This is a genomic window from Streptomyces yamdrokensis (assembly GCF_053890455.1).
Genome location: NZ_CM132679.1, coordinates 7241476 through 7264274 on the forward strand (window position 1 = coordinate 7241476; position 22799 = coordinate 7264274).

20 protein-coding genes are annotated in these 22799 nt (G+C 70.9%); 9 read left to right on the forward strand and 11 right to left on the reverse strand.

The window, feature by feature from the left end; translation table 11 throughout:
• The first annotated feature begins 71 nt into the window (after positions 1-71).
• Positions 72-611: a PepSY domain-containing protein gene (locus tag ACWZEH_RS31825; protein ID WP_456194514.1), complete on the forward strand. Its 540-nt coding sequence runs from the start codon at positions 72-74 to the stop codon at positions 609-611.
• A 277-nt stretch (positions 612-888) separates the two neighbouring features.
• Positions 889-1941: an AI-2E family transporter gene (locus ACWZEH_RS31830; protein WP_456194515.1), complete on the forward strand. Its 1053-nt coding sequence runs from the start codon at positions 889-891 to the stop codon at positions 1939-1941.
• Between the two features lie 93 nt (positions 1942-2034).
• On the opposite strand, the gene ACWZEH_RS31835 is transcribed toward ACWZEH_RS31830, so the two are convergent.
• Entirely contained in the window at positions 2035-2367 is a 333-nt protein-coding gene (locus ACWZEH_RS31835) for a WhiB family transcriptional regulator (RefSeq protein ID WP_456194516.1), read from the reverse strand.
• A gap of 258 nt (positions 2368-2625) precedes the next feature.
• On the opposite strand from ACWZEH_RS31835, the gene ACWZEH_RS31840 reads away from it, so the two are divergent.
• On the forward strand, positions 2626-3138 hold the full coding sequence (locus tag ACWZEH_RS31840; protein WP_456194517.1) for a TspO/MBR family protein: 513 nt from the start codon (positions 2626-2628) through the stop codon (positions 3136-3138).
• 260 nt (positions 3139-3398) lie between these two features.
• On the opposite strand, the gene ACWZEH_RS31845 is transcribed toward ACWZEH_RS31840, so the two are convergent.
• The 3 genes from ACWZEH_RS31845 to ACWZEH_RS31855 form a co-directional block, all read right to left on the reverse strand.
• Positions 3399-3842: a YbhB/YbcL family Raf kinase inhibitor-like protein gene (locus ACWZEH_RS31845; protein WP_456194518.1), complete on the reverse strand. Its 444-nt coding sequence runs from the start codon at positions 3840-3842 to the stop codon at positions 3399-3401.
• 70 nt (positions 3843-3912) lie between these two features.
• Positions 3913-4119, reverse strand: coding sequence for a hypothetical protein (locus ACWZEH_RS31850; protein ID WP_456194519.1), 207 nt, complete (start codon positions 4117-4119; stop codon positions 3913-3915).
• Positions 4120-5110: 991 nt separating this feature from the next.
• Entirely contained in the window at positions 5111-6133 is a 1023-nt protein-coding gene (locus ACWZEH_RS31855; protein WP_456194520.1) for a LacI family DNA-binding transcriptional regulator, read from the reverse strand.
• A gap of 138 nt (positions 6134-6271) precedes the next feature.
• Here ACWZEH_RS31855 and ACWZEH_RS31860 point away from each other — a divergent pair, with 138 nt between their 5' ends.
• The 4 genes from ACWZEH_RS31860 to ACWZEH_RS31875 are packed head-to-tail and all read left to right on the forward strand — an operon-like array spanning position 6272 to position 11742.
• Positions 6272-7576 carry an ABC transporter substrate-binding protein gene (locus ACWZEH_RS31860; protein WP_456194521.1) on the forward strand — a complete coding sequence of 435 codons (1305 nt, stop codon included), beginning with the start codon at positions 6272-6274 and terminating at the stop codon, positions 7574-7576.
• A 10-nt stretch (positions 7577-7586) separates the two neighbouring features.
• A complete protein-coding gene (locus ACWZEH_RS31865; protein ID WP_456194522.1) occupies positions 7587-8543 on the forward strand; it encodes a carbohydrate ABC transporter permease in 957 nt (318 codons plus the stop codon).
• On the forward strand, positions 8540-9358 hold the full coding sequence (locus ACWZEH_RS31870; protein WP_456194523.1) for a carbohydrate ABC transporter permease: 819 nt from the start codon (positions 8540-8542) through the stop codon (positions 9356-9358). The genes ACWZEH_RS31865 and ACWZEH_RS31870 overlap by 4 nt, the downstream gene beginning before the upstream one ends.
• Complete coding sequence (locus tag ACWZEH_RS31875; protein WP_456194524.1) at positions 9355-11742, forward strand: beta-xylosidase/alpha-l-arabinosidase; 2388 nt, start codon at positions 9355-9357, stop codon at positions 11740-11742. The genes ACWZEH_RS31870 and ACWZEH_RS31875 overlap by 4 nt, the downstream gene beginning before the upstream one ends.
• Positions 11743-11822: 80 nt before the next feature.
• Here the strand turns inward: ACWZEH_RS31875 and ACWZEH_RS31880 are convergent, their stop codons facing one another.
• Entirely contained in the window at positions 11823-12023 is a 201-nt protein-coding gene (locus ACWZEH_RS31880) for a DUF397 domain-containing protein (protein WP_456194525.1), read from the reverse strand.
• Positions 12020-12892 carry a helix-turn-helix domain-containing protein gene (locus ACWZEH_RS31885; protein ID WP_456194526.1) on the reverse strand — a complete coding sequence of 291 codons (873 nt, stop codon included), beginning with the start codon at positions 12890-12892 and terminating at the stop codon, positions 12020-12022. The genes ACWZEH_RS31880 and ACWZEH_RS31885 overlap by 4 nt, the downstream gene beginning before the upstream one ends.
• A gap of 162 nt (positions 12893-13054) precedes the next feature.
• Between ACWZEH_RS31885 and ACWZEH_RS31890 the strand changes: the two genes are divergently transcribed.
• Positions 13055-13531 (forward strand): ATP-binding protein, encoded by a 477-nt coding sequence (locus ACWZEH_RS31890; RefSeq protein ID WP_456194527.1) that lies wholly within the window; start codon positions 13055-13057, stop codon positions 13529-13531.
• 75 nt (positions 13532-13606) lie between these two features.
• Here ACWZEH_RS31890 and ACWZEH_RS31895 read toward each other — a convergent pair whose 3' ends face one another.
• Positions 13607-13978 carry a hypothetical protein gene (locus ACWZEH_RS31895; protein WP_456194528.1) on the reverse strand — a complete coding sequence of 124 codons (372 nt, stop codon included), beginning with the start codon at positions 13976-13978 and terminating at the stop codon, positions 13607-13609.
• Positions 13979-14309: 331 nt separating this feature from the next.
• Between ACWZEH_RS31895 and ACWZEH_RS31900 the strand changes: the two genes are divergently transcribed.
• Positions 14310-16238 carry an ABC transporter ATP-binding protein gene (locus ACWZEH_RS31900; RefSeq protein WP_456194529.1) on the forward strand — a complete coding sequence of 643 codons (1929 nt, stop codon included), beginning with the start codon at positions 14310-14312 and terminating at the stop codon, positions 16236-16238.
• 208 nt (positions 16239-16446) lie between these two features.
• Here the strand turns inward: ACWZEH_RS31900 and ACWZEH_RS31905 are convergent, their stop codons facing one another.
• The 4 genes from ACWZEH_RS31905 to ACWZEH_RS31920 all read right to left on the reverse strand — a co-directional run bounded on the left by ACWZEH_RS31905 (position 16447) and on the right by ACWZEH_RS31920 (position 22783).
• Positions 16447-18663, reverse strand: coding sequence for an alpha-galactosidase (locus tag ACWZEH_RS31905; RefSeq protein WP_456194530.1), 2217 nt, complete (start codon positions 18661-18663; stop codon positions 16447-16449).
• Positions 18664-18891: 228 nt separating this feature from the next.
• Entirely contained in the window at positions 18892-20931 is a 2040-nt protein-coding gene (locus ACWZEH_RS31910; RefSeq protein WP_456194531.1) for a beta-galactosidase, read from the reverse strand.
• Positions 20928-21839 (reverse strand): carbohydrate ABC transporter permease, encoded by a 912-nt coding sequence (locus ACWZEH_RS31915; protein ID WP_456194532.1) that lies wholly within the window; start codon positions 21837-21839, stop codon positions 20928-20930. Before ACWZEH_RS31915 ends, ACWZEH_RS31910 begins: the two co-directional genes overlap by 4 nt.
• Positions 21836-22783: a carbohydrate ABC transporter permease gene (locus ACWZEH_RS31920; RefSeq protein ID WP_456194533.1), complete on the reverse strand. Its 948-nt coding sequence runs from the start codon at positions 22781-22783 to the stop codon at positions 21836-21838. Before ACWZEH_RS31920 ends, ACWZEH_RS31915 begins: the two co-directional genes overlap by 4 nt.
• Positions 22784-22799 lie beyond the last annotated feature (16 nt).

Consider the following 22799-nt stretch of genomic DNA (forward strand, 5'->3'; position numbering starts at 1 on the left):
GATATCCGACTCGCATGGGAATGACGGGAGTCATCTGCCGGCGAGAGGGCGGACGGGCGTGGAGGCGGCTCGTGGTGGCCCTTTGCGTGCCGGTCATCGCGTTGTCGCTGCTCGTGGCCTGTGGCCGGGAGGATCCGCTGAACGAGCCCGCCGAGCGGTTCGAGATGGTCGACATCGACTACGAGCGCGCCATTCGCCTCTCCGTGGCCGAGGTGACCGCCGGTGAACTGGTTGCTCTGGAGCTCAAGGAGCCCGAGTCGAACTCGCCCGTGTGGGAGAGCCGGATCGCGGACCAGGACGGACAGCTCACGACGGTCCGGCTCGGTGCCACCCGGGGCGAGGTGCTGGGGACGAGCCCCGGCCCCGACCTGGCGGACTCCGAGCGCCGGGAGCTGATGCGGCTTCTGGAGGAGGCTCAGCTCCTGCCGGGCGAGGCGGCTCGGGAAGCGGCCGACACGGCGAACGGTGAGCTCGTCACCGCTCTCGAGCTGCAGGGGCGTGAAGGCGATCCGGTCTGGCGGGTCAATGTCCTCGGCGTGGCCGACGAGTCGGCGACGGTCCACGTGGTGGACGCAAAGAACGGCGAGATCCTGGAACGCCGCCCGGCGTGACACGGACAGGAGCCCCGGCGCCGGACGGCCGGTGGCCAGTGCTCCGTCGGCTCCCGCAGATGTCCACCTCAACGACTTCCAGGCCGGTCGTCCGTTCCACCGCGCTGGTGGCATGGGCGCGCACGTCCCCGGCCCCCACACCCACCCCCGGGTGACGCCGCTCCCCGGAGGCGTTCGGGTGAATCCCTCTTCCGGATCAACGGCCCGGAAAGCCGACGACATGCGAAGCGGGGGGCCGTTCCCCCAGGACGGCGCGGCCGGTACGTACGGTGCACATGTGCAATTGCTCCCGGAACCCGTTCGCCGGCTCGCCGCCTGGTGCGCCGTGATCCTGTTGGCCGTCGGGGTCGGCTACGTCGGGATCCAGGTGTGCGTGGCGCTGCGGCCGGCCGTCGTTCCCGTGCTGCTCGCCCTGCTCGGTACCGCGCTGCTCCTCCCCCTGTACCGGTGGCTGGTGGAGGCGAAGGTCAACCGGTCCGTCGCCGCCGGGCTCACCTGCACCGCCGTCCTCGCCGTGGTCGGCGGTGCCGTGTACGTCGTCACGGCCGCGCTGGTCGACACCTGGGACCAGATCGTCGCCTCGCTGCGCAGGGCGGTGCGCGGGCTGGCCGACCACTTCGGGGCGGGCGGCACCTCGCTGGGAGACCTCGCCGACGACGCCCTGGACCTGCTGGGCAGGTTCGGGGGAACGGCCGCCTCCAGTGTCGTGACCGGGGTCGGTGTCGTCGCCCAGACCCTCGGCATGGCCGTGCTCGCGCTGCTGCTGGTCTTCTTCTTCCTCCGCGACTCCCACCGGGCCGTCGGCACGCTGCGCTCGCTCGTCCCGCGCGGCAGCGCCGACGGCGTCGAGGCGATGGCCCGGCGGGCCTTCGAGGGCGTGGAGGGGTTCATGCGGGGGACCACCGTGGTCGCGCTCATCGATGCCGTCTGCATCACCGCCGGTCTGCTGATCCTGCGCGTACCGGGGGCCCTCGGGCTCGGGGCGATCGTCTTCATCGGCGCCTACGTCCCCTACATCGGCGCCTTCGTCTCCGGGGCCGCGGCCGTGCTGGTCGCGCTCGCCGACCGGGGGTTCGTCGTCGCGCTGTGGGTGCTCGGGGTGGTGCTCGTGGTGCAGGCGCTGGAGGGAAACGTCTTCCAGCCGATGGTCCAGAGCCGGACCGTGCAGATCCACCCGGCGCTGGTCCTCGTGGCGCTCACCGCGGGCGCGTCCGTGGCCGGGATCGTCGGAGTGCTCCTCGCGGTCCCGGTCACCGCCGCCGCCTTCGGCGTCGTGCGCGAGCTGCGCACGCGTTACGCATGGTCCGGCGTGCCGTCCGCGGACTCGTAGGGTCCACGCCGAATGTCGGGCGTGTGTTCGGCTGCCTCGGTTGCCTAGGCGTCGCCGTTACCGTCGCCGTTTCCGGCGCCACGGCGGCCGAAGTCATTCCCGACGTGCGCGAACCGTCTTCCACGTCGTTCGTCCCTCCGGGCCGTCGAACAGCTCCCGCCGGATGGCGCGACGCTGCGCGGCGGTGGTCGCGCCCCAGATGCCGGCGTCCTCCCCCTGCTCGACGGCCCACCGGCGGCAGGCGAGCAGGACGCTGCAGCGACGGCAGACCGCACGGGCGCGAGCGACCTGGGACTCGCTCTCCCGCTCGGTCAGGGGGAAGAACAGCTCGGGGTCCTCGCCCGCGCACGCGGCATCGCGGATCCATCCGCGTGCGGCGGGAAGCAGGGCAGCGCTGAAATGAGAAGGCCGACGGTCGTCCGGCACGGCACACCTCCGCCAGATGCCGGCTGAGCCGGCAGACGGCTGCGACACGGGTGTGCCGCAGGGTCGGCAGAGGTTGCGCTTTCCACTGTACGCCCGGTATGCCCCGTACGGCCGGGCGCCGGGCCGTAGCGGCGACGCCTTGACACGGCCATGTACGGGCCGGGCGTGAGCGGGCGCCGTGTGCCACGTGTCGCATCGGACAGCGGGTTCAGGGGCACCCGGCCACGACACCGCCGGTGCGACGGAAGGAGACAGCAGATGACGGGAGTCCCGCCGGGGAAGGACCTGCGATCCCGCTCCGCCTCGCGTCGGTCGCTCCTGCTGCTCCTGCTTCTCGCGATCTGCTACGCGGTTGCCGCTCTGGGCGGTGCCGCGGCCACGGACTCGGGCAGCACGTACCGCTCACTCGAGCGCCCCGCGTGGGCCCCGCCCTCCTGGCTGTTCGGTCCGGTCTGGACGGTGCTGTACGCCACCATCGCCGTCTCCGCCTGGCTCGTACTGCGCCGCCGGCCGCTGGCGGAGGTCAAGGCGGAGATCGTCCTCTGGGGCGCGCAGCTCGCCTTCAACCTGGCCTGGACGCCGTTGTTCTTCACCGCCGGCCGGTACGGCCTCGCGTTCCTCGACATCTGCCTGCTCCTGGCCGCTCTCGGCACCACGATGCTGCTTTTCCGGCGTACGAGCCCGGCCGCCTCGCTCGTCCTCGTCCCCTACGCGCTGTGGACGCTGTACGCGGCGGCCCTCAACCTCGCCATCTGGCAGCTCAACGCCTGACACGACCAAAGCCGACGGACGCGGCGCCTCGTCCGTCCGGCCGGGCACCGTGCCGGGGCGATGGCCACCGGCCTCCGCAGCGGACACGAACGGCCAGGAGCAGGCAGATGTCGGGGAACGCGGGCCCCACGGCCGGGTGGACGGGTTTTGCTCACCGGAGGAAAGGGCGTCGGGCCTCAGGGCACATCAGGGCTCGGTCCCGGAACGGTTCAGCCGGGAGGGCGCCGGCAGTGCGCCGTACGGCCCGACGCCTTTCCGGATCAGTACAGGCCCACGAGAGTCCCATGACCGACGCTCTGGCGGTCCAGCACCTCACGTGCGGCGTCCGCCGTCACCTCATGGGGTATCGAAACGGGGGCCGGGAGGGCGTAGAGACGAAAGGCGTAACGGTGCGGTCCGTCCTCCGGCGTGCCGGACCCGCCCCAGCCGTTCTCACCGTATCCGTTCCGGTGCACGTAACTGCCCGGGTCGTCGGTCCCGGCTGCCAGTCCGTCACGGCGTGGATCGATACCGGTCACCAGCCAGAGCAGGAAGCCACCGGGCGGTGCGTCGAGGCGCTCACACAGGAGAGCCAGTTCTGATGCCTCCTCAGGGACGTTGGACCAGGACAGAGGCGGGGAGAGGTTGTCCTCGTCTCTCGCGCAGCGGTGCGGGAGACGTCCGTGGTCCACGAATGCGGGACTGTGCAGATCGATGTCGGCCATGGTGAGTTCAGTACCCGAGTCGGCCCTACCCATACGACCGGTATGTGCGGGGCATAGGACGGTGCGGGCCCTACCGCTCTTGCTCGGCCGCCGTTGCGTCGTCGTCCCCGTCTGCGACCGGCGTGGTGCCGTCCACGCCCGGGGAGCCGAAGTCCAGAACTTCGGCGACCTCACGCCGGGCCCGTTCCGCGGTGCGCGCGGCCACCGCGACGACGTCACCGCGTTCGGCTATCAACCGGTCGTAGATCGGCGCAGCGGCTCTTTCCGTGGCATGCATGTCTTCTGATCCGTTTCTGCTGGAGGTCGTGGGCACGACCCGGGGAAGGTCAGCCGCTGTTCGGGAGCGAATCGTCCCGGGGCCGGGAGCCGGCCGACCGGTGACGGGCCGCGATCAGGCTGTTTCGAGACCGCGGGTGCCGGTGGACACGCACAGCGCGTGGGCGCCGCCCCTCATCCGCTGAGGCACCCGCACACTGTGCCGGCCGCGGAGGCGCCCAGCGCCGCGAGGACTTCGGACTGCTCGATCCAGTCCCGCAGCACTGCGGGGCGGGCCGTCGACATCAGGAACTCTCCTTCCGCACCGCCGCAGGTCGCGGGCAGGGCCGTCGCTCCACTACCCGGTTTTCCGCTCCGCACACCCCACACGTCACCACAGAGCCGGTGATCACCAGGACCACCTCCGTGGTCCGGGCCGAAGAAGCCGTCCGGTCCCGGATCTCCCTCCTTGCGGTCACGCGGACCCGGCGTGCCGTCCCTTCGCTCCACGACGGCCAACAGGGTGTGCTTCGCCCGGCGACCCGCCCGGGAACGGTCGGACGCGCGCCGTCGTGCAGCACGCCGGTGCCGCGTTCGCGGGTTTCGCGTGTTCAGCGAGCCGCTGGACGGCACCGCGGCGATGAGGGCCGGGACCGGAACGGAGGCGGTCGCCGCCCGCCTGGCAGGCGGTCCTCCCGCACTTTCCGGTGGTGGTCCGCGACGGGCGGGTACACGTCCGCCGCCCGTGGATCACTTCGAGCCGGAACAGGACGTGCCCCGGCCTTCCCGTCGCCGCCGTCGGCCGGAATGCACCGGTGCCGACCTCGCAGCCACGCGACCACGGCACCGGACGATCGGCGGGATCGCCACCCCATGGGAGTTCCGGAACCCCGCCGGCTTCAGCCGTGTCGTCCGGCACACCTACGGAGTCTCCCTCGGCGTTCCGGCACACGGCCGAGGCAGCGCCCCAGCCGGCTCCACGCCCCGGCGGCGAAGGGTCCGTGGGGCATGTCTCAAGCCTTCCGCAGCCGAGCCGTGCTCTGCCGTACCACCAGGTGCGTCGCCAGTTCGATGCGCTGTGCCGCCGTGCCGGGGGCGTCCGGGCGCAGGAGCATGCGGGCGGCCTCCTCGGCCATGCGCCGCAGGGGCTGGTGGACTGTGGTGAGGGGCGGGCTCGACCACTGGGCCAGTGGTACGTCGTCGTAGCCCACCACCGACAGGTCCTCCGGTACGCGCAGGCCCCTGACCCTGGCCGCCTCCAGGACGCCGAGTGCCTGGAGGTCGCTGCCCGCGAAGATCGCCGTCGGCCGGTCGGTGCCGTTCAGCAGGTCCATGGCGTGCTCGAAGCCGCTCTGTACGTGGAAGTCGCCGAAACGCATCAGACGCGGGTCGGTCTCCAGGCCCGCCATCGCCATGGCGGAGCGGTAGCCGTCGAGGCGGGCGAGCGAGCAGAGCATGTCCTCGGGGCCGGTGATGATCGCGGCCCGCTCGTGACCGAGGTCGGTGAGATGGCGGGTGGCGGCGAGGCCACCGGCCCAGTTCGCGGAGCCGACGGAGGGGACGTCGGGGGCGGGGTCGCCCGCCGGGTCGATGACGACGAGGGGGATGGCCGCCGCTCTGAGCTGGCGTTTGATGTCCTCCGGGAGGGTGGAGAAGACCAGCACGACGCCGAGCGGCCTGCGTTGCAGCACGCCCGGGAGCCACTCCGGAGCGGGGGTGTGCCGGGTGCCGCTCTCGGTGAGCGCCACCGTCGCGCGGTTCTCCTTGGCGACGCTCTCCACGCCCCGGATCAGCTCCATCGCCCAGACGCTCTCCAACTCGTGGAAGACGATTTCGATGAGCGGGGAGCGGGACGCCGACTGGGCGCGACGGCGGTAACCGTGGACATCCAGCAGCCGTTCCACCTTGGCGCGGGTCGTGCGAGAGACATCCGATCGGCCATTGAGGACCTTCGAAACTGTCGGCATCGAAACGCCGGCCTCTTTCGCCACCGTGGCCAGGGTGATTCTGCCGCTCGTCTCGCCTTCATCGTGCATAGCCGCAGGATACGGCACCGCGTGTCGGTAACGGTTTGGATGAGTGCCGACTCGACCGTTGACCGAAACTTCCGTCTGACCTACTGTCCCACGGCATGGACTTTCGGCGATGAGGCCGAAACTTTCGAAAGGCGAACGATGAAGACACGTGCGCGCTTGCCCAGACTGGTCGCCGGTGGTGCGACGCTCACCCTGGCACTGACCCTTTCGGCCTGCGGCGGCGGGAACGGCGGGGCGTCGGCGGACGACGGCAAGATCCATGTCCTGGTCTACGGGGACGCCACCAACAAGGTCGAGAAGAAGCTCGTCGACACGTTCAACAAAACGTCCGACGTCAAGGTCGTCCTCGACACCATCCCCGGTGCGGACTACCAGAAGAAGCTTCAGACGATCATCAGCACCCCGCAGGCACCGGACGTCTTCTTCAACTGGGGCGGCGGCAGCATCAAGCCGTTCGTCAAGGCCGACCTGCTGATGCCGCTCGACGACTTCATCAAGAAGAACCCGGACCTGGAGAACAAGTTCCTTCCGTCCGTCTTCAACAACGCCGCCGTCGACGGCAAGCCGTACGGCATCCCGATGCGCGGCACCCAGCCGGTCCTGCTCTTCCACAACAAGAAGGTCCTCGACGAGGCGGGCGTCACGCCGCCGAAGACCTGGGACGAACTGCTCGACGCGGTCGGGAAGCTCAAGGACGAGGGCGTGACGCCGATCGCGCTCGGCGGCGGCGACATCTGGCCGACGCAGATGTGGTTCCAGTACCTCTTCGACCGCGTGGCCGGACCCGGACTGTTCGAGAAGGCCGTCGGCGGCGACAAGAGCGCCTGGGAGAGCGCGGACAGCAAGAAGGCCCTGGGCATGATCAGGGAGCTCGTCGACGCCGGCGCCTTCGGCAAGAACTACGACTCCGTCAAGTACACCAACGGCGGCTCGGTCCAGCTGGTGTCCTCCGGCAAGGCCGGCTTCGAGCTGATGGGCTCCTGGTACTACTCCCAGCAGCTCACGGACCACGAGGCATTCGCCGAGAAGGACCTCGGCTACACCGCCTTCCCGACCGTCGAGGGCGGCAAGGGCGACTCGGCCAACGTCGCCGGCAACACGAACAACTACTACTCGGTGATGAAGAAGACGAAGCACCCCGAGGCCGTCGCCGAGTTCCTGGAGCTCATGTACTCCGACGACTTCGTCAAGGCGCAGCTGGACATCGGCAACCTGCCGACCACGACCAACACCGACAAGTTCATCGACACCTCGTCCACCCCCGAGTACTCGCGCTTCCAGTACGACCTCGTCGCCGACGCCCCGTCGTTCCAGCTGTCCTGGGACCAGGCGTACCCGCAGAAGGCGAGCTCGTCCATGCACAAGGCCATCCAGCAGTTCTTCAACGGACAGCTCGACGCGGACGGCTTCATCAAGGCCATGCAGGCCCTCCCGACCGAGTGACGAACGGCTCATGACGACAAAGACCACGAGCGCTCCGCCCGCCGCCGGACCCCGCAAGGGGCCCCGGCGGCGGCCGCCCGCCTCGTCCGCAACGAAGGTGGGTCGTCCCGGCTTCGCCTGGGCGCTGCCCGCCGCAGTGTTCTTCGCCCTCTTCGCGATCACTCCGCTGATCATGGTGGCGGTGCTGTCCTTCATGAGCTGGGACGGGATCGGCTCGCCCGAATTCGTCGGCATGGACAACTGGTCGCGCCTGATGGACGACCCGGTGATGCTCCAGAGCATCTGGCTGACCCTGCTCCTGACCGTGCTCGGCGTGGTCATCCAGACGCCGCTGAGCATCCTGCTCGGCGTCTGGGCCGCCGGCCACCAGCGCAACCGGGCCGTACTGTCCGTCATCTACTTCATCCCGCTGCTGCTGTCCGCCACTGCCGTCTCCGTGCTGTGGCGGGCGCTGCTCGACCCGAACTTCGGCATCCCGGCCGAGGCCGCCTGGCTGTTCGGCGACGGCAACCTGTTCGGTGAACAGGCCACCGCCATCGGGGTGCTGGCGTTCGTCAGCACCTGGCAGTTCACCCCGTTCCACACGCTGATCTATCAGGGCGCCGCCCGGGCCGTCCCGCAAGTGCTCTACCAGGCGGCCGAAATCGACGGGGCGGGCCGCTACCGGCAGTTCTTCCACATCACCCTGCCGCAGCTGCGCAACTCGATGATCACCTCGATGATCCTGATGATCGTCGGCGGTCTGACCACCTTCGAGACGGTCCTCATCCTGACCCAGGGCGGCCCCGGCACCGACACCACCATCAGCGCCTACTACATGTACGACAAGGCGTTCAAGGGCTTCGACTTCGGCGCCGGCTCCGCCATCGCCCTGGCCCTGGTCGTCGCGGCCACCGTCATCTCGCTGATCGTCGTCCGGGTCTCCGGCTACGACAAGATGCGCAGCACCATGGAGGGTGTGTCATGAGGCGCCGTCCCCACTACCTGGCCGGCGCCGGCTCGCTCTTCTGGCTCTTCCTGGTCGGCCTGCCGCTGTACGTGATGCTCGCCGCGACCGTGCGCACCCGACAGGACTACGCCGAGAACGGCCCGGTCTCGATCCCGGACAGCTTCACCCTGGACAACTACACCGGCGCCTTCGACTCGGGCTTCGGCCAGTACTTCTTCAACACACTCGTCGTCACCGGCTGTGTGATCGGGATCGTGCTGCTGCTGGTCCCGCCGCTCGCCTACGCGATCGTACGCAGCCGGGGCCGGACCACGTCGGCGATCTTCCGGCTGTTCCTGCTCGGTCTCGCCATCCCCGCCCAGGCCGTCATCGTGCCGATGTTCTACCTGATCAGCGAGGCCGGACTGTACGACAACCTGCTGGGCGTCATCCTGCCCACGGCCGCGTTCTGCCTGCCGATGTCGGCGCTGATCCTCAGCGGCGCGATGCGCGACATCTCCTCGGAACTGTACGAGGCCATGGCCATGGACGGCGCCTCCCCGCGGCGCATGTTCTTCCAGCTCGTACTGCCGTTGTCGAGGGGCGGACTGTCCACGATCGTGGTCTTCTCCGCGCTCCAGGCATGGAACGGCTTCCTGTTCCCGCTCGTTTTGACCCAGTCCGACTCCAGCAAGGTCGTCACCCTGGGTCTGTACAACTTCCAGACCGAACACGGTATCGACATCCCCGGTCTGCTGGGAGCCGTGGTGCTGTCCATGGTGCCCATCCTGCTCGTCTACCTGTTCGCCCGTCGTGCCCTGGTCCAGGGTCTGATGGGTGTCGGAGGAAAGTGACTGCCGACGTGGCCGTAGAGACCACCCCCGAAATCCCCCTCTGGAACGACCCCGACCGCCCCGTCGCCGCCAGGGTCGACGCGCTGATCGGCGCGATGACCCCGGACGAGAAGATCGCCCAGCTGTACGGCGTGTGGGTCGGCGCGTCCGCCAACGGCGGCGAAGTGGCCCCGCACCAGCACGACATGGAGGAGGCCGTCGACCTCGACGCGCTTCTTCCCGCCGGGCTGGGCCAGTTGACCCGCCCCTTCGGCACCGCGCCCGTCGACCCGGCGCTCGGCGCGCTCTCCCTGCTGCGCACCCAGTCCCGCATCACCTCGGCGGGCCGCTTCGGGATTCCCGCCGTCGCGCACGAGGAATGTCTGGCGGGCTTCGCCGCCTGGGGCGCCACCGCCTACCCCGTCCCGCTGTCCTGGGGCGCCACCTTCGACCCGGACGTGGTGCGCCGGATGGCGACCGCCATCGGCCGCGACATGCGGTCCGTCGGTGTCCACCAGGGTCTCGCGCCCGTCCTCGACGTGGTGCGCGACGCCCGCTGGGGCCGGGTGGAGGAGACCATCGGCGAGGACCCCTACCTCGTCGGCACCATCGGCACTGCGTACGTCCAGGGCCTGGAGTCCGCCGGGATCGTCGCCACCCTCAAGCACTTCGTCGGCTACTCCGCCTCCCGCGCCGGACGCAACCTCGCCCCCGCGCCCATGGGCCCCCGCGAACGGGCCGACGTCCTGCTGCCGCCGTTCGAGATGGCGATCCGCGAGGGCGGCGCCCGCTCCGTGATGCACTCCTACACGGACACCGACGGCGTCCCCGCCGCGGCCGACGAGAGCCTGCTGACCGGACTGCTCCGCGACACCTGGGGCTTCGACGGCACCGTCGTCGCCGACTACTTCGGCATCGCCTTCCTCAAGATCCTGCACGGCGTCGCGGGCGACTGGGCGCAGGCCGCGGGCGCCGCGCTGAAGGCCGGTGTCGACGTCGAACTGCCCACCGTCAAGACGTTCGGCGCACCGCTCGCCGAGGCCGTCGCCGACGGCCGGGTACCGGAGTCGGTCATCGACCGCGCCCTGCGCCGCGTCCTGCACCAGAAGGCGGCGCTCGGCCTGCTCGACCCGGACTGGAGCCCGGTCCCGCCCGCGCTCGAGGGCGTCGACCTGGACGACCCGGAGGCCCTGCGCGGCAGGATCGACCTGGACCGGCCCGAGAACCGGGAACTGGCCCGCGAGATCGCCGAGAAGGCGGTCGTCCTGCTCGCCAACGACGGCACCCTGCCGCTCGCCCGGCCCCGCCGCATCGCCCTGGTCGGCCCCAACGCGGCCGAGGCCACCGCCGTACTGGGCTGCTACTCCTTCCCCCAGCACGTGGGCGTGCAGCACCCGGACGTCCCGGTCGGGATCGACCTGCCCACCCTGCGGGACACCCTGGCCGCGGAGTTTCCCGACGCGGACATCACCGTCGCCCGCGGCACCGGCGTCGACGACGGAGACCTCTCCGGCATCGGCGAAGCGGTCGACGCGGCACGGGACGCGGACGTCGTCATCGCCGTACTCGGCGACCGCGCGGGTCTGTTCGGCCGCGGCACCAGCGGAGAGGGCTGCGACGCGGAGTCCCTCGCCCTGCCCGGCGTCCAGCAGCACCTGCTGGACGCGCTGCTCGACTCCGGCAGGCCGGTGGTGACCGTCCTGCTCGCCGGGCGGCCGTACGCGCTCGGCCGCGCCGTCGCCGAGTCCGCGGCGATCGTGCAGTCCTTCTTCCCCGGAGTCGCGGGCACCCAGGCGATCGCCGGGATACTGAGCGGCCGTACCAGCCCTTCCGGACGGCTCCCGGTCAGCGTGCCGCGCGGCCCGGGGTCCCAGCCGACCACCTACCTCGGCGCACGGCTCGCCCAGGTCAGCGAGGTGTCCAACATCGACCCGACGCCGGCGTTCGGCTTCGGACACGGCCTGGCGTACACGGCGTTCGCCTGGGACGACCTCGCCGTGGACGCCGGACAGGCTACGACGGACGGCGAGTTCGCCCTCTCCCTCACCGTCCGCAACACCGGTGAGCGGTCCGGCACCGAAGTCGTCCAGCTCTATCTCCACGACCCGGTCGCCTCCGTCGTCCAGCCGGTGCAGCGGCTCGTCGGCTACACCCGGGTGGAGCTGGAGCCGGGAGAGGCCCGTCGCGTCCGCGTCACGGTTCCGGCCGATGTGGCCTCCTTCACCGGCCGCGACGGCCACCGGATCGTCGAACCCGGGGACCTGGAACTCCGCCTGGCCGCCTCGAGTACCGACGCGCGCCTGACGGCGACGGTCACCCTGACCGGCCCGGAACGCCGGGTGGACCACACCCGTCGCTTCCACGCGGCCTTCACCCAGGAGCCGGGCCCGCAGGCGTCAGCCTGACCCGACACGGGCCCCGGCCGGCCCGGACCACGTGAACGGTCCGGGCCGCCCGGGGCCCGTCCGGCCCCGGGCGCGGCAGGTCAGATCCGGTCCTGCCCCAGCCTCGCGACGAACCCGGACCATGCGCTCCGCGCGAACGCGAGCCGAGGGCCACCGCGCTCCTTGGAGTCCCGTACGTGTATGGCGGTCGCGTCGGCGGCGACCTCGACGCACGCTCCTCCTTCGCCGCTGCTGTAGCTGCTCTTGAACCAGTCCAGCCGTGCGGGCTGTTCAGTGTTCATCGGTCTCCCAGCATCTTCTCGATCAGGGTCAGTGACTCTTCTGGTGTGAGCGCCTGTGCCCTGATGCTGCCGTAGCGTGCGGAAAGGATACGTACCTCATCCGGATCCGTGACCAGACGGCTGACGTGCTGTACTTCCAGGTATGCCACCTGGGGCTTGCCCTTCGGGGTGAGCAGGATGAAGGGCCCACCCAAGCTGGGATGCTCCTTGCGTTCCGTCGGCAGCACCTGAAGCTCCACGCTGCGTAGCCTGCCGAACTTCAGCAGCCCTTCCAGTTGTTTCCGATGAACGTCCCACCCGCCGAGCGGGCGACGCAACACGGATTCCTCGATGGTGAAGGTCGTGAACGGCGGAGGCCAGCGGTCGAAGATCTGCTGGCGGTCCAGCCGTGCAGCCACGCGCTGTTCGACGGTCGCCTCGTCCAGTAGAGGCTGGCGGGTGCCGAATACCACGTGTGCGTGTGCCTCCGTCTGAAGAAGTCCGGGAATCGCGAGCGAGCTGTAGTCGTGCAGCTCAACCGCTTCCGCCTCCAACCGCGCATAATTCTGGAACCACTCCGGATGCCGCACCCTCCGCCGGGTCTTCGCCCGCTCCACGTCCTCCGCCGCGGACGCGAGCAGGCCTCCGCAGTCCAGCAACTGGTCCACCGCGACGAGCAGTTCGGGCTGAGGCGTTCGCCGTGCCCGCTCGACCGACGAGATCGTCTCCTCGCCGTACCCGATCCGGTCGCCCAGCTCCTTCTGGCTCAGTCCGGCCCGTTCCCGGGCCACCTTGATCTGTCGGCCGAGGGCCCGGAACAGGTCCGCGACCTCGTCCGTGCCGTCCGCCTCGTCGCCTGTGGGAACCCCCGTACCCGGCTGTGCCGCCATGCCGTACCACCACCCTGTTCCTTGTGCAGAGGACGAACCGGCGAAAGCCCGGCCGGGACACGGCCGTACGCCCGTACATCACACCTTCTGTCCCGGGACAGTCACCCTGCGTACTGTCCGGAGTGCTCCACACAGTAGGACGAATCGGTCACCCTCGGTGATGTGAATCAGGAAACCGTCACCGCACCCGGTGAACCGACCGTCGGCACAGCCCACTTCCGCACCGTGTTTCCCACCACGGCGCACGGCGCGCACACCGCACGCCATGCGGCTGAGCGCTGGCTCGCCGCGCAACAGGGACGGCTGGAGCCCACCGACGACGACAGCACCGCCACGGCCTCCCTCCTCATCGCCGAACTGACCGCGAACGCGGCCCTGCACGGCCGGGTGCGGGGCAGGAACGCACGTCTCGCCCTCACCCTGACGCCCGCTGTCCTGCGGATCGAGGTCACCGACGCGCGGGGCGAACGTCTGCCCGCGCCGCCCCCGGACGCCGGTGCCGACAGCGACGGTGAGTCCGGGCGGGGCCTGCTCCTCGTCGCCTCGCTCGCCGACGCCTGGGGCTGCGAACCCCATCACCCGGGCGGCAAGACGGTGTGGGCACAGTGCGCCCGGCGGGCCGCCAGGACAGGGCGGTAGGCAGGGCAAGGGCACTCTGTCACCGGTGCCCCGCCCGCCCTGCTCACCACGGGCCGGCCGTCGGCCGGCCCGTCCTCAGGACGTGCCCCGGCTCTCCCAGCGGTCCCGGAACCGCGTCAGCGTCTCGGTGAGCAGCTCCCGGTTGCGGTCCTTCTCCAGCAGGGACAGCCGGATGTTGGGACGCAGCTCCAGTTTGCCCTCCGGGAGGTCGACACCGTCCAGAGTGTTGAGACGGGTGAGGAGTTCGGCGCGCAGTGCGCGGTCGGTGAGCGGCTCCCGCGCGGCGAGGTACTGGAACACCACCTCTGCCGTGCCCCCGCGTCCGGCACCGGAGCCGAGGAACGCGGCGAGGTCGCCGTACGAGGTCCAGGTGCGGGTCTGTCCTGAACCGATGGCCGGAACCCGGGCCGCAGATGCCCGGCCACCGTCCGGAAGGCCATCTCGCACTGCAGGCGTCCTGTGAGCGGGGCCCGGTGTGTGCCAGGGCGCTTCCCCTTCGCGGGGTGCTGTTCCAGCGGGCCGGTGCCGGGAGGTGGCGGCGGCCGTCGTGGACTTCGGCGACCTGGCCGACGGCGGTGAGGTGGGTGCGACCGTGCGTGACCAGGACGGTGGCGGTGGCCTGCTGGTGGGTGAGGCGGGTGATCGGCGGACGCGAGGTCCTGAGCGCCGGCCGGCGCCCCTGCTCGTGGTGTCTGGTTATCGCCCTTACGCGGTAAATGCCTGGACTGGGGGCCTCCCCGGACGGGAGACTTCCGACCTCCGAACCTCCGGGAGCGTGATGGCGACAACGGATACGCACAGGCCGGTGCCGGGCAACAGCGCGGTCGTTCTCGCGCTGCGCCGCTACGGCCGGGAACTGCTGCGACTGCGACGGCTGGCCCTGCCCGCGCTGCTGCTGCCGGCCGTGGGCAACATCGGCATCCGCTACGTCGCCCCTCTGCTGATCGCCAAGCTCGCGGGGCAGGCCGCCGACGACGGGGGTCTCACCCTCGCCTCGGCGCTGCCGTACGTGCTGGGCTTCGGCGCGGTGCTGCTGCTCGCCGAGACCGTGTGGCGGATCGGGCAGCACTGCCTGAACCGGGTGGACGCCCTCGGCATGGAGCACCTGTACGTGCTCGGCATGGACGAACTCCTCGCCAAGGACGCCGCGTTCTTCCACGACAACTTCGCCGGCTCCCTGACCAAAAGGGTGCTCGGCTTCGGCAAGCGCTTCGAGGACTTCGTCGACACACTGACGTACCGGATCGTGGGCAGCCTCGTGCCCCTGGTGTTCGGCGCCGTCGTGCTCTGGCACTACGAACCGCTGCTCGTCGCCGGCCTCCTCCTGATGATCGCGCTGACCGCGGTGGCCGCGACGCCTCTGATCCGTCGCCGGCAGAGGCTCGTCAACGACCGGGAGGCGGCGATCGCCCGGGTCTCCGGCCACGTCGCCGACAGCCTCATGAACATGGAGACCATCCGGGCGTTCGCGGCCGAGCGGCGGGAGGCCGACGAACACCGCAGCCGTGTCGCGGAGTCCCGGCGCCTGACGCTGAAGTCGTGGGACTACGGCAACCTGCGCGTCGACGTCCTGGTCGCCCCCATGGCCGTACTGACCAACGTGCTGGGCCTGGTGGTCGCCGTCGCCCTCGGTGGCCCGGGTCAGGGAGTCGAGGAGATCGTCGTCGCTTTCACCTACTACTCCAACGCCACCCAGATCATGTTCGAGTTCAACCAGATCTACCGGCGTCTGGAGAGCTCGATGACCGAGGCCGCCCAGTTCACGGAGTTGCTGCTGGACCCGCCCACCGTGCTGGACCCGGCGGAACCCGAACCGCTCGCACCACGGGACACCGGCATCCGCTTCGAGGCGGTGACCTTCGCCCACGAGGGTGCGGAGCCGATCTTCAAGGGGCTCGACCTGGACGTGCCCGGCGGCGCGCGGATCGGTCTGGTCGGCAGGTCCGGCGGTGGCAAGACCACACTCACCCGGCTCCTGCTGCGGATGTCGGACATCGACGGCGGACGCATCCTGATCGGCGGTCAGGACATCAGCCGGCTGCGCCAGGCCGACCTGCGCTCACTGATCGCCTATGTCCCGCAGGAACCCGCGATGTTCCACCGCAGCCTGCGGGACAACATCGCCTTCGCCCGGCCCGGCGCCACCGACGCGGAGGTCCGCGCGGCGGCCGCGGCCGCCCACGTCACGGAGTTCGCCGAGCAACTGCCCGAGGGGTTCGACACCCTGGTGGGGGAGAGGGGGGTGAAACTGTCGGGCGGTCAGCGCCAACGGGTCGCCCTCGCCAGGGCGGTCCTTCGCGACGCCCCGATCCTGCTGCTCGACGAGGCGACCAGCGCACTGGACTCGGAGAGCGAAATCCTCGTCCAGGACGCCCTGTGGCGGCTGATGGACGGACGTACGGCCCTCGTCGTCGCCCACCGCCTGAGCACCGTCGCCGGCATGGACCGCCTCGTCGTCCTCGACCGGGGACGCGTCGTCGAGCAGGGCACCCACAAGGAACTGCTCGACGCGGACGACGCCTACGCCAAGCTGTGGCGGCACCAGTCGGGCGGCTTCCTCGGGGAGAACGCCGAGCCGGCCCCCGACGACGATCCACCGGGAGCCGGTCTCTCCGCGCTGCCGGGGCCGGCCGCACCGGCCGCACCGGCTCCGGACGGGGGCGGGAAGCCGTCAGCGCAGGCGCGCACGAGCACCGGGCCCGCATGACCGAGCCGGCTCCCGGTCCTCGGGTGCCCTCCCGGACGCGCCGGTCTCCGGGCACTGCTTCCTCCACCCGGTACCACCGGCCGATGCGGAACGCGTGCCCGCCGCCGCGGCGGCTCCACCGGCCGATGCGGCCCGTGCGGGAGGGGGACGAAGCGTCCGGGCCCTTATCGCTCCCGCACGGGGCCCTTGCCGCTCCCGCACGGGTGCGTCATGCCCGGTGCGGGATCCGCCGGACCTCGATCAGCGCGAGGCTTTCCGGATGGAGGGTCGGCGCCTGGACGCCGAGCACGGACAGGACGCGGCCCGGCAGTTCGACACCCTCCGGCGTCCACCAGGGGAGCGGACTGGTGACCGGACCGCGGACCGCGTCCCCCGGCGGCAGCGGGGCCACGGCGTAGCGGGTGTCCTCCGCCAGACCGGGCAGGCGCACGCGGCCCGTCGGCATCTGCACGCTGGTGGCTTTCTGCACCACCGCGTACACGGCGTGGGACCGGTCCGGGGCCACGACGCCGTGCACGAGTACCGCGGGATCGTGGGAGTCGCCGTGGACCACGGTTCCCCCGTGCAGCAGCGGCCGGAGCCGCTTGTGGGTCGCGATCCACTCGGCGAGCCGCCGGCGTTCCTCGGGCGTCGCCAGGGTGAGGTCCCACTCGATGCCCATGTGGCCGAAGAGCGCGGTGCCGGCGCGGAAGTCGAGGCCGTGTGTGCGGCCCGTGGTGTGCGCGCCGGGGGCGCCCACGTGGGCGCCCATCAGTTCGGGAGGCAGCAACAGGCCGGTCCAGAGCTGGATCTGCTGCCGCTCCAGGGCGTCGATGCAGTCGCTCGTCCACACCCGGTCGCTGCGTTCGAGGATGCCCAGGTCCACCCGGGCGCCGCCCGATGAGCAGGACTCGATCTCCAGCCCGGGACGGCGTCGGCGCAGTTCGTCCATCAGCGCGTACACCGCGGTGGTCTGTGCGTGCACCCCGCCGACGCCGTACGGGCCGCTGCCCGCGTCGATGAGGTCGCGGTTGTGGTCCCACTTGAGGTAGTCGACGGCGTACTCGCCGACCAGGGCGTCCAGGCGTTCGAGCACGTACGCGTACGCCTCCGGCCGGCCCAGGTCGAGCACCTGCTGGTGCCGGGCCTCCGGTGGCATGCGCCCGGCCGCGGACAGGATCCACTCCGGATGGGCCCGGGCCAGGTCCGAGTCCGGGTTGATCATCTCCGGCTCGACCCAGAGACCGAACTGCAGGCCGCGGGAACGGACGTGCTCGACGAGCGGATGCAGCCCTTGCGGCCAGATCTCGGGGTCCACGTACCAGTCGCCCAGGCCGGCCCGGTCGTCGCGACGCCCGCGGAACCACCCGTCGTCCAGGACGAACCGCTCGGCTCCGACCTCCGCCGCCGCGTCCGCCAGGGCGGTGAGGGTGCCGAGGTCCTGCCGGAAGTAGACCGCCTCCCAGGTGTTGAGGGTGACGGGCCGTGCAGCGGCCGGGTGGTGGGGGCGCTGCCGCAGGTACGTGTGGAAGCGCGCCGCCATGCCGTCCAGACCCTGTCCGTACGAGCCCAGCAGCCACGGGGTCGTGTACGCGGCACCGGGCCGCAGGCGCATCTCACCCGGCAGCAGCAGCTCGCCACCGCCGAGGAGCGACACCCCGGAGTTCGTCCGCTCGGCGAAGGTGCGGTGGTTGCCGCTCCACGCGACGTGCAGACTCCACACCTCGCCACCGCGGAAGCCGAAGCCCCGCTCACCCACCGCGTGCAGGAGGGTGGCGTCGACGCCGGTACGTCCGCGCCGGTTCTCCCGCAGGTGTGTGCCGAGGGTGAACTCGTGCCGCTGCGGAGACCGTTCCCGCAGATGGCGGCCGGTCAGGTCGAGCACTTCGGCGGCGTGGGCCGGTACCGGCAGGGCGAGCTGCAGCGCCTCCAGCGTGTAGGGGCCCTCACCCCGGTTGGTGAGACGCGCGCGCTGGCGGACGAGACCGGAGGGGGTCAGCTCCAGCTCCCACCGCAGACCGAGCCCGGCCTGTTCGTCCGTGGCCTCGACCGTCAGCGAGCGGGGGCCCGGGAACCGCAGCTCCCGGACGGTGAAGGCGCAGGAGAAGTCGGCGCCCTCGCGGTGGCCGGACAGTCCCGGTGTGCCCAGCCAGCCGGCCGACTGCTCGGGCAGCACGCTCACGGGCACCGGGACGTCGGGAACGCTGGTGCCCAGCTCGGCGACGCTCGCCGCGGCGAGGGAGGCGAGGTCGCCCGCACCACCCGGTGTGCCGTCTCCCTGCGCCCCCGGACCTCCCGGACCTCCCGGACCTCCCGGGTCTCCCAGGTCTCCGAGGTCGGCCCCCCAGTGCAGCACCCGCGGGAGGCGGGGCCCCGAGCAGTCGAGGACCAGGCTCGTGCCCCCTGCACGGAAATGGAGCAGGTGGGAAGAACGGTCGGTGGTCACGTGTGCGCACCTTCGATCGGTCGGGGGCGGACAGGGGGACGGGAGGAAGCCGCCCGCGGCGAAGGCCGGGCCGGCTCGCCCACGGTCGGTTCACCGACGCCGCGTTCCAGCACCTCACGGCAGTGCCTGTCGAGGCCAGGGTCGGTGAGGAGGGTGTCGGCCGCTTCCGGCCCGGCGATGCTCACCGCGCCGGAAGCGTTCCACTCGGTGTGGCCGGCGAGCATTCCGTCACCGGCCCGCCGGCGGGCCGCCGTGCTCCCGGATCACCGCGACGTCGCCCGCGCGGACGACGACCTCGCCGTCGGCGGTGGCGCCGCTCAGCAGGTCGGTGCCCGCCGCCGGGACGGACACGTCGCGCGGGGAGTGGTTGATCAGGAACAGGTACGTGGCGTCCGGGCCGCGCCTGCGGACCGCCTCGACCCCGGCCGGGACCTCGGCCGCGGCGGTGACCCCGGCCTCCCGGCAGACCCGGGCCAGCAGCGTGCGCAGGGCGTCCGCGTCCGGGCGCGTCGCCACGTACCAGGACACGCCGTCACCGTGACCGTGACGCGTGATCGCCGGGTGCCCAGGGGCCGGACCGCCGCACGACGGGTCCGCCGCGAACGACAGGACGGTCTCGGCCCCGCGCGGTTCGACGAGTTCGGTCCAGACCGCGGCCCGGGAGCCGTCGGAGAGCCGGACCGTCTCCGCCTCCCGGAGCGGGAAGAATTCGTCCACCCGGATTCCGAGCATGTCCCGGTACGCCCCCGGATGGCCGCCGAGGCGGACGTGGTCGTGCTCGTTCACCACACCGCTGAAGAAGCCGACGGCCGCGTGTCCGCCGTCCGCGACGAACCCGTTCAGCGCCGCGGCGTCCGTGTCGCTCGTCAGGCAGAGACTGGGCACGAGGACCAGCCGGTGACCGCTCAGGTCGCTCCCGGGGTGCACCAGGTCGCAGGTGACGCCCAGCGACCACAGTGCCTCGTACCAGGCGCGGACCAGGTCGAGGTAGCGCAGGTCCCGCGAGGGGGTGGCGTCCATCTCGAGGGCCCACCAGGCGTTCCAGTCGAAGAGGAGCGCCACGTCCGACACCACGCGGGTGCCGCGTACCTCCGCCAGCGCCCCCAGATCCCGGCCGAGAGCGGTGACCTCACGCCAGGTCTTGGTGTCCGTGCCGCCGTGCGGGAGCATCGCCGAATGCCACTTCTCGGCGCCGGCCTTCGACTGGCGCCACTGGAAGTACAGGACGCCGTCGGCGCCGCGCGCCACGTGCGCGAGGCTGTTGCGCCGCATCTGCCCCGGGGTCTTCGCGACGTTGCGGGGCTGCCAGTTCACCGCGGAGGTGGAGTGCTCCATCAGCAGCCACGGAGCGCCGCCGCCCATACCGCGCGCGAGGTCGGCGTCGAGGGACAGCCCGATGTGCGCCTCGGGGTCCGCGGCCGTGAGGTACTGGTCCACGGACACGAAGTCGCACGTCTCGGCGAAGGAGAACCCGTCGACCTTCTTCTCGAGGGTGACCAGGAGGTTGGTGGTGAGCGGCACACCGGGGGAGAGCCGGCGCACGATCCCGGCCTCGCGCCGGTGCAGTGCCAGCAGCGCGTCCGAGGAGAACCGCCAGTGGTCCAGCCGCTGGGTCGGGTTCGGCACGGCGGCGGTGGCACGCGGCGGCATGACCTCGGCCCAGTCGCCGTACCGCTGGCTCCAGAACGCCGTTCCCCAGGCCTCGTTGAGACCGTCGAGACCGCCGTACCGCTGCCGGAGCCAGTCCCGGAAGGCCTCGGCGCTGATGTCGCAGAAGCAGTGCGCGTTGTGGTTGCCCCACTCGTTGTGCAGGTGCCACAGAGCGAGCGCGGGGTGCTCGCGGTACCGCTCCACGATCCGCTCGGTGAGACGGCCGGCCGCCTCGGCGTACGCGGGGCTGCTCGGGCAGAACGTCTGCCGTGAGCCGTGACTCAGCCGGACGCCCTCGGCGGTCACCGGCAGCGCCTCGGGGTGGCGCAGCGAGAACCACGGCGGCGGGGACGCCGTGGCCGTCGCCAGGTCGACGGCGATGCCGTTCGCGTGCAGCAGGTCCATGACCTCGTCGAGCAGACCGAACTCGTACACCCCCGGGCGCGGCTCCAGGAACGCCCAGGAGAAGACGCCGACGGTGACGAGATTGACGCCGGCCTCACGCATGAGGCGGACGTCCTCCTCCCACACCTCGCGCGGCCACTGCTCCGGGTTGTAGTCACCGCCGTAGGCGATGCCGCCGAGCCGGTCGGACAGGTGCTTGAGCGCGTCGTTCACGACTTCACCGCTCCCGCCGCGAGACCGGCCTTCCAGTAGCGCTGGAGCACCAGGAAGGTGATGACGATCGGGACGACCGAGACGAGCGACCCGGTGAGGCTGAGGATCTGCAGCGACGGGTCGCGGCTGACCTGGGACTGCCAGGTGAACAGGCCCAGGGTGACCGGGTAGAGGCGGTCGTCCTGGAGCATCACCAGCGGCAGCAGGAAGTTGTTCCAGATGACCACGAACTGGAACAGGAAGATCGTCACCATGGCGGGCGACATCAGCCTCACCGCCATGGTGAAGAAGGTCCGCAGCTCCCCGGACCCGTCGATGCGGGCGGCCTCCAGGAGCTCGTCGGGCACGGAGGCGGCCGCGAAGATGCGCGAGAGGTAGACGCCGAACGGGCTGACGATGCTCGGCAGGAAGACCGCCCAGAAGGTGTTGGTGGCGCCCACCTTGGCGAAGAGCAGGAACAGCGGCAGCGCGAGCGCCGTGGCCGGGACCAGCACCCCGCCGAGGACGGCGGAGAACAGGAACTCCCGTCCGCGGAAGCGGTACTTCGCCAGGGCGTAACCGGCCATGGCGGACAGCAGTGTGCCGACGGCCGCGCCCGCACCGGCGTAGAGGAGGCTGTTGAGCAGCCAGGGCAGGAAGACCCCGTCCTGCTTGGCGAACAGCGCCCGCAGGTTGTCGATCAGGTGCATGTCGGAGAACCACAGGCCGAACGTGTCGACCAGGTCGCCCTGGCTCTTGGTGGCCGAGACGACCAGCCAGAACACCGGAAGCAGCATGTAGACGGCGATCACGGCCAGGAAACCGGTGGCGACGGCCACCGAGAGGCGGCTCTCCCGCGGGCCGCGCGACGCCGTCGGGGAGGCCGGCGCGGGCGCGTGGGCGCCCGCGGTGTCGGTGAGGAGGCTCATGATTCAGCCTTTCGACCCGTGAACTTGAGGAATCCGAACGACAGGACGAACGTGGCCAGGGCCAGCGTCACCGACATGGCGGCGGCCTCGCTGTAGTTGTCCGACGAGGCGAGCGAGTAGGCCGCCAGGTTCGGGGTGTAGGTACTGGTGACACTGGTGGAGATGGAACGCAGCACCTGCGGTTCGGTGAACAGCTGCAGGGTCCCGATGATCGAGAAGACGCCCGTCAGCATGAGGGCCGGACGCAGGATGGGGATCTTGATGCGCCAGGCGATCTTCGCCTCGCTCGCCCCGTCCATGCGCGCCGCCTCGTAGATGTCGCCCGGAATGGCCTGCAGCGCGGCGTAGATGATCAGCATGTTGTACCCGGTGTAGGTCCAGGTCACGATGTTGCCGATGGACCAGAGCATCATCGACGAGCCGAGGAAGTCCGGCGCGGCCCCCGCCTTGTCCAGCAGCTCCACGACGGGCGACAGGCGCGGGTCGTACAGGAACGCCCACATGAGCGCCGCGATCACGCCGGGGATGCCGTACGGCACGAAGTAGGCGATGCGGAAGAAGCGCTTGAGACGGGCCACCGTGGAGTCCAGCAGCAGCGCGAGCGTCAGGGCCAGCAGCAGCATCAACGGGATCTGCACCAGGCCGAAGAGCACCACCCGGCCGACGCTGCCGAGGAACTCGGGGTCGCCCAGTACTTCCCTGTACTGCTCGAGGCCGGCGAACACGGTCGTCTTGCGGCCGAAGGTGCCGCCGGTCCGTTCGGTCCTGAGCAGGCTCTGGTAGAAGGCGTAGCCGACCGGAACCAGGGTGAACAGGACGAACGGTATGAAGAACGGCAGGAGGAAGAAGGCAGGCGCCCAGTTCCGCTTGCGGCGCGGCGGAGCGGGGACTGCGGTGTTCTTGACTGGCGGCGCCGCTGCCGCGGCTGTCCGGTCGACGGTCATGCGGTGGTCTCTTCCC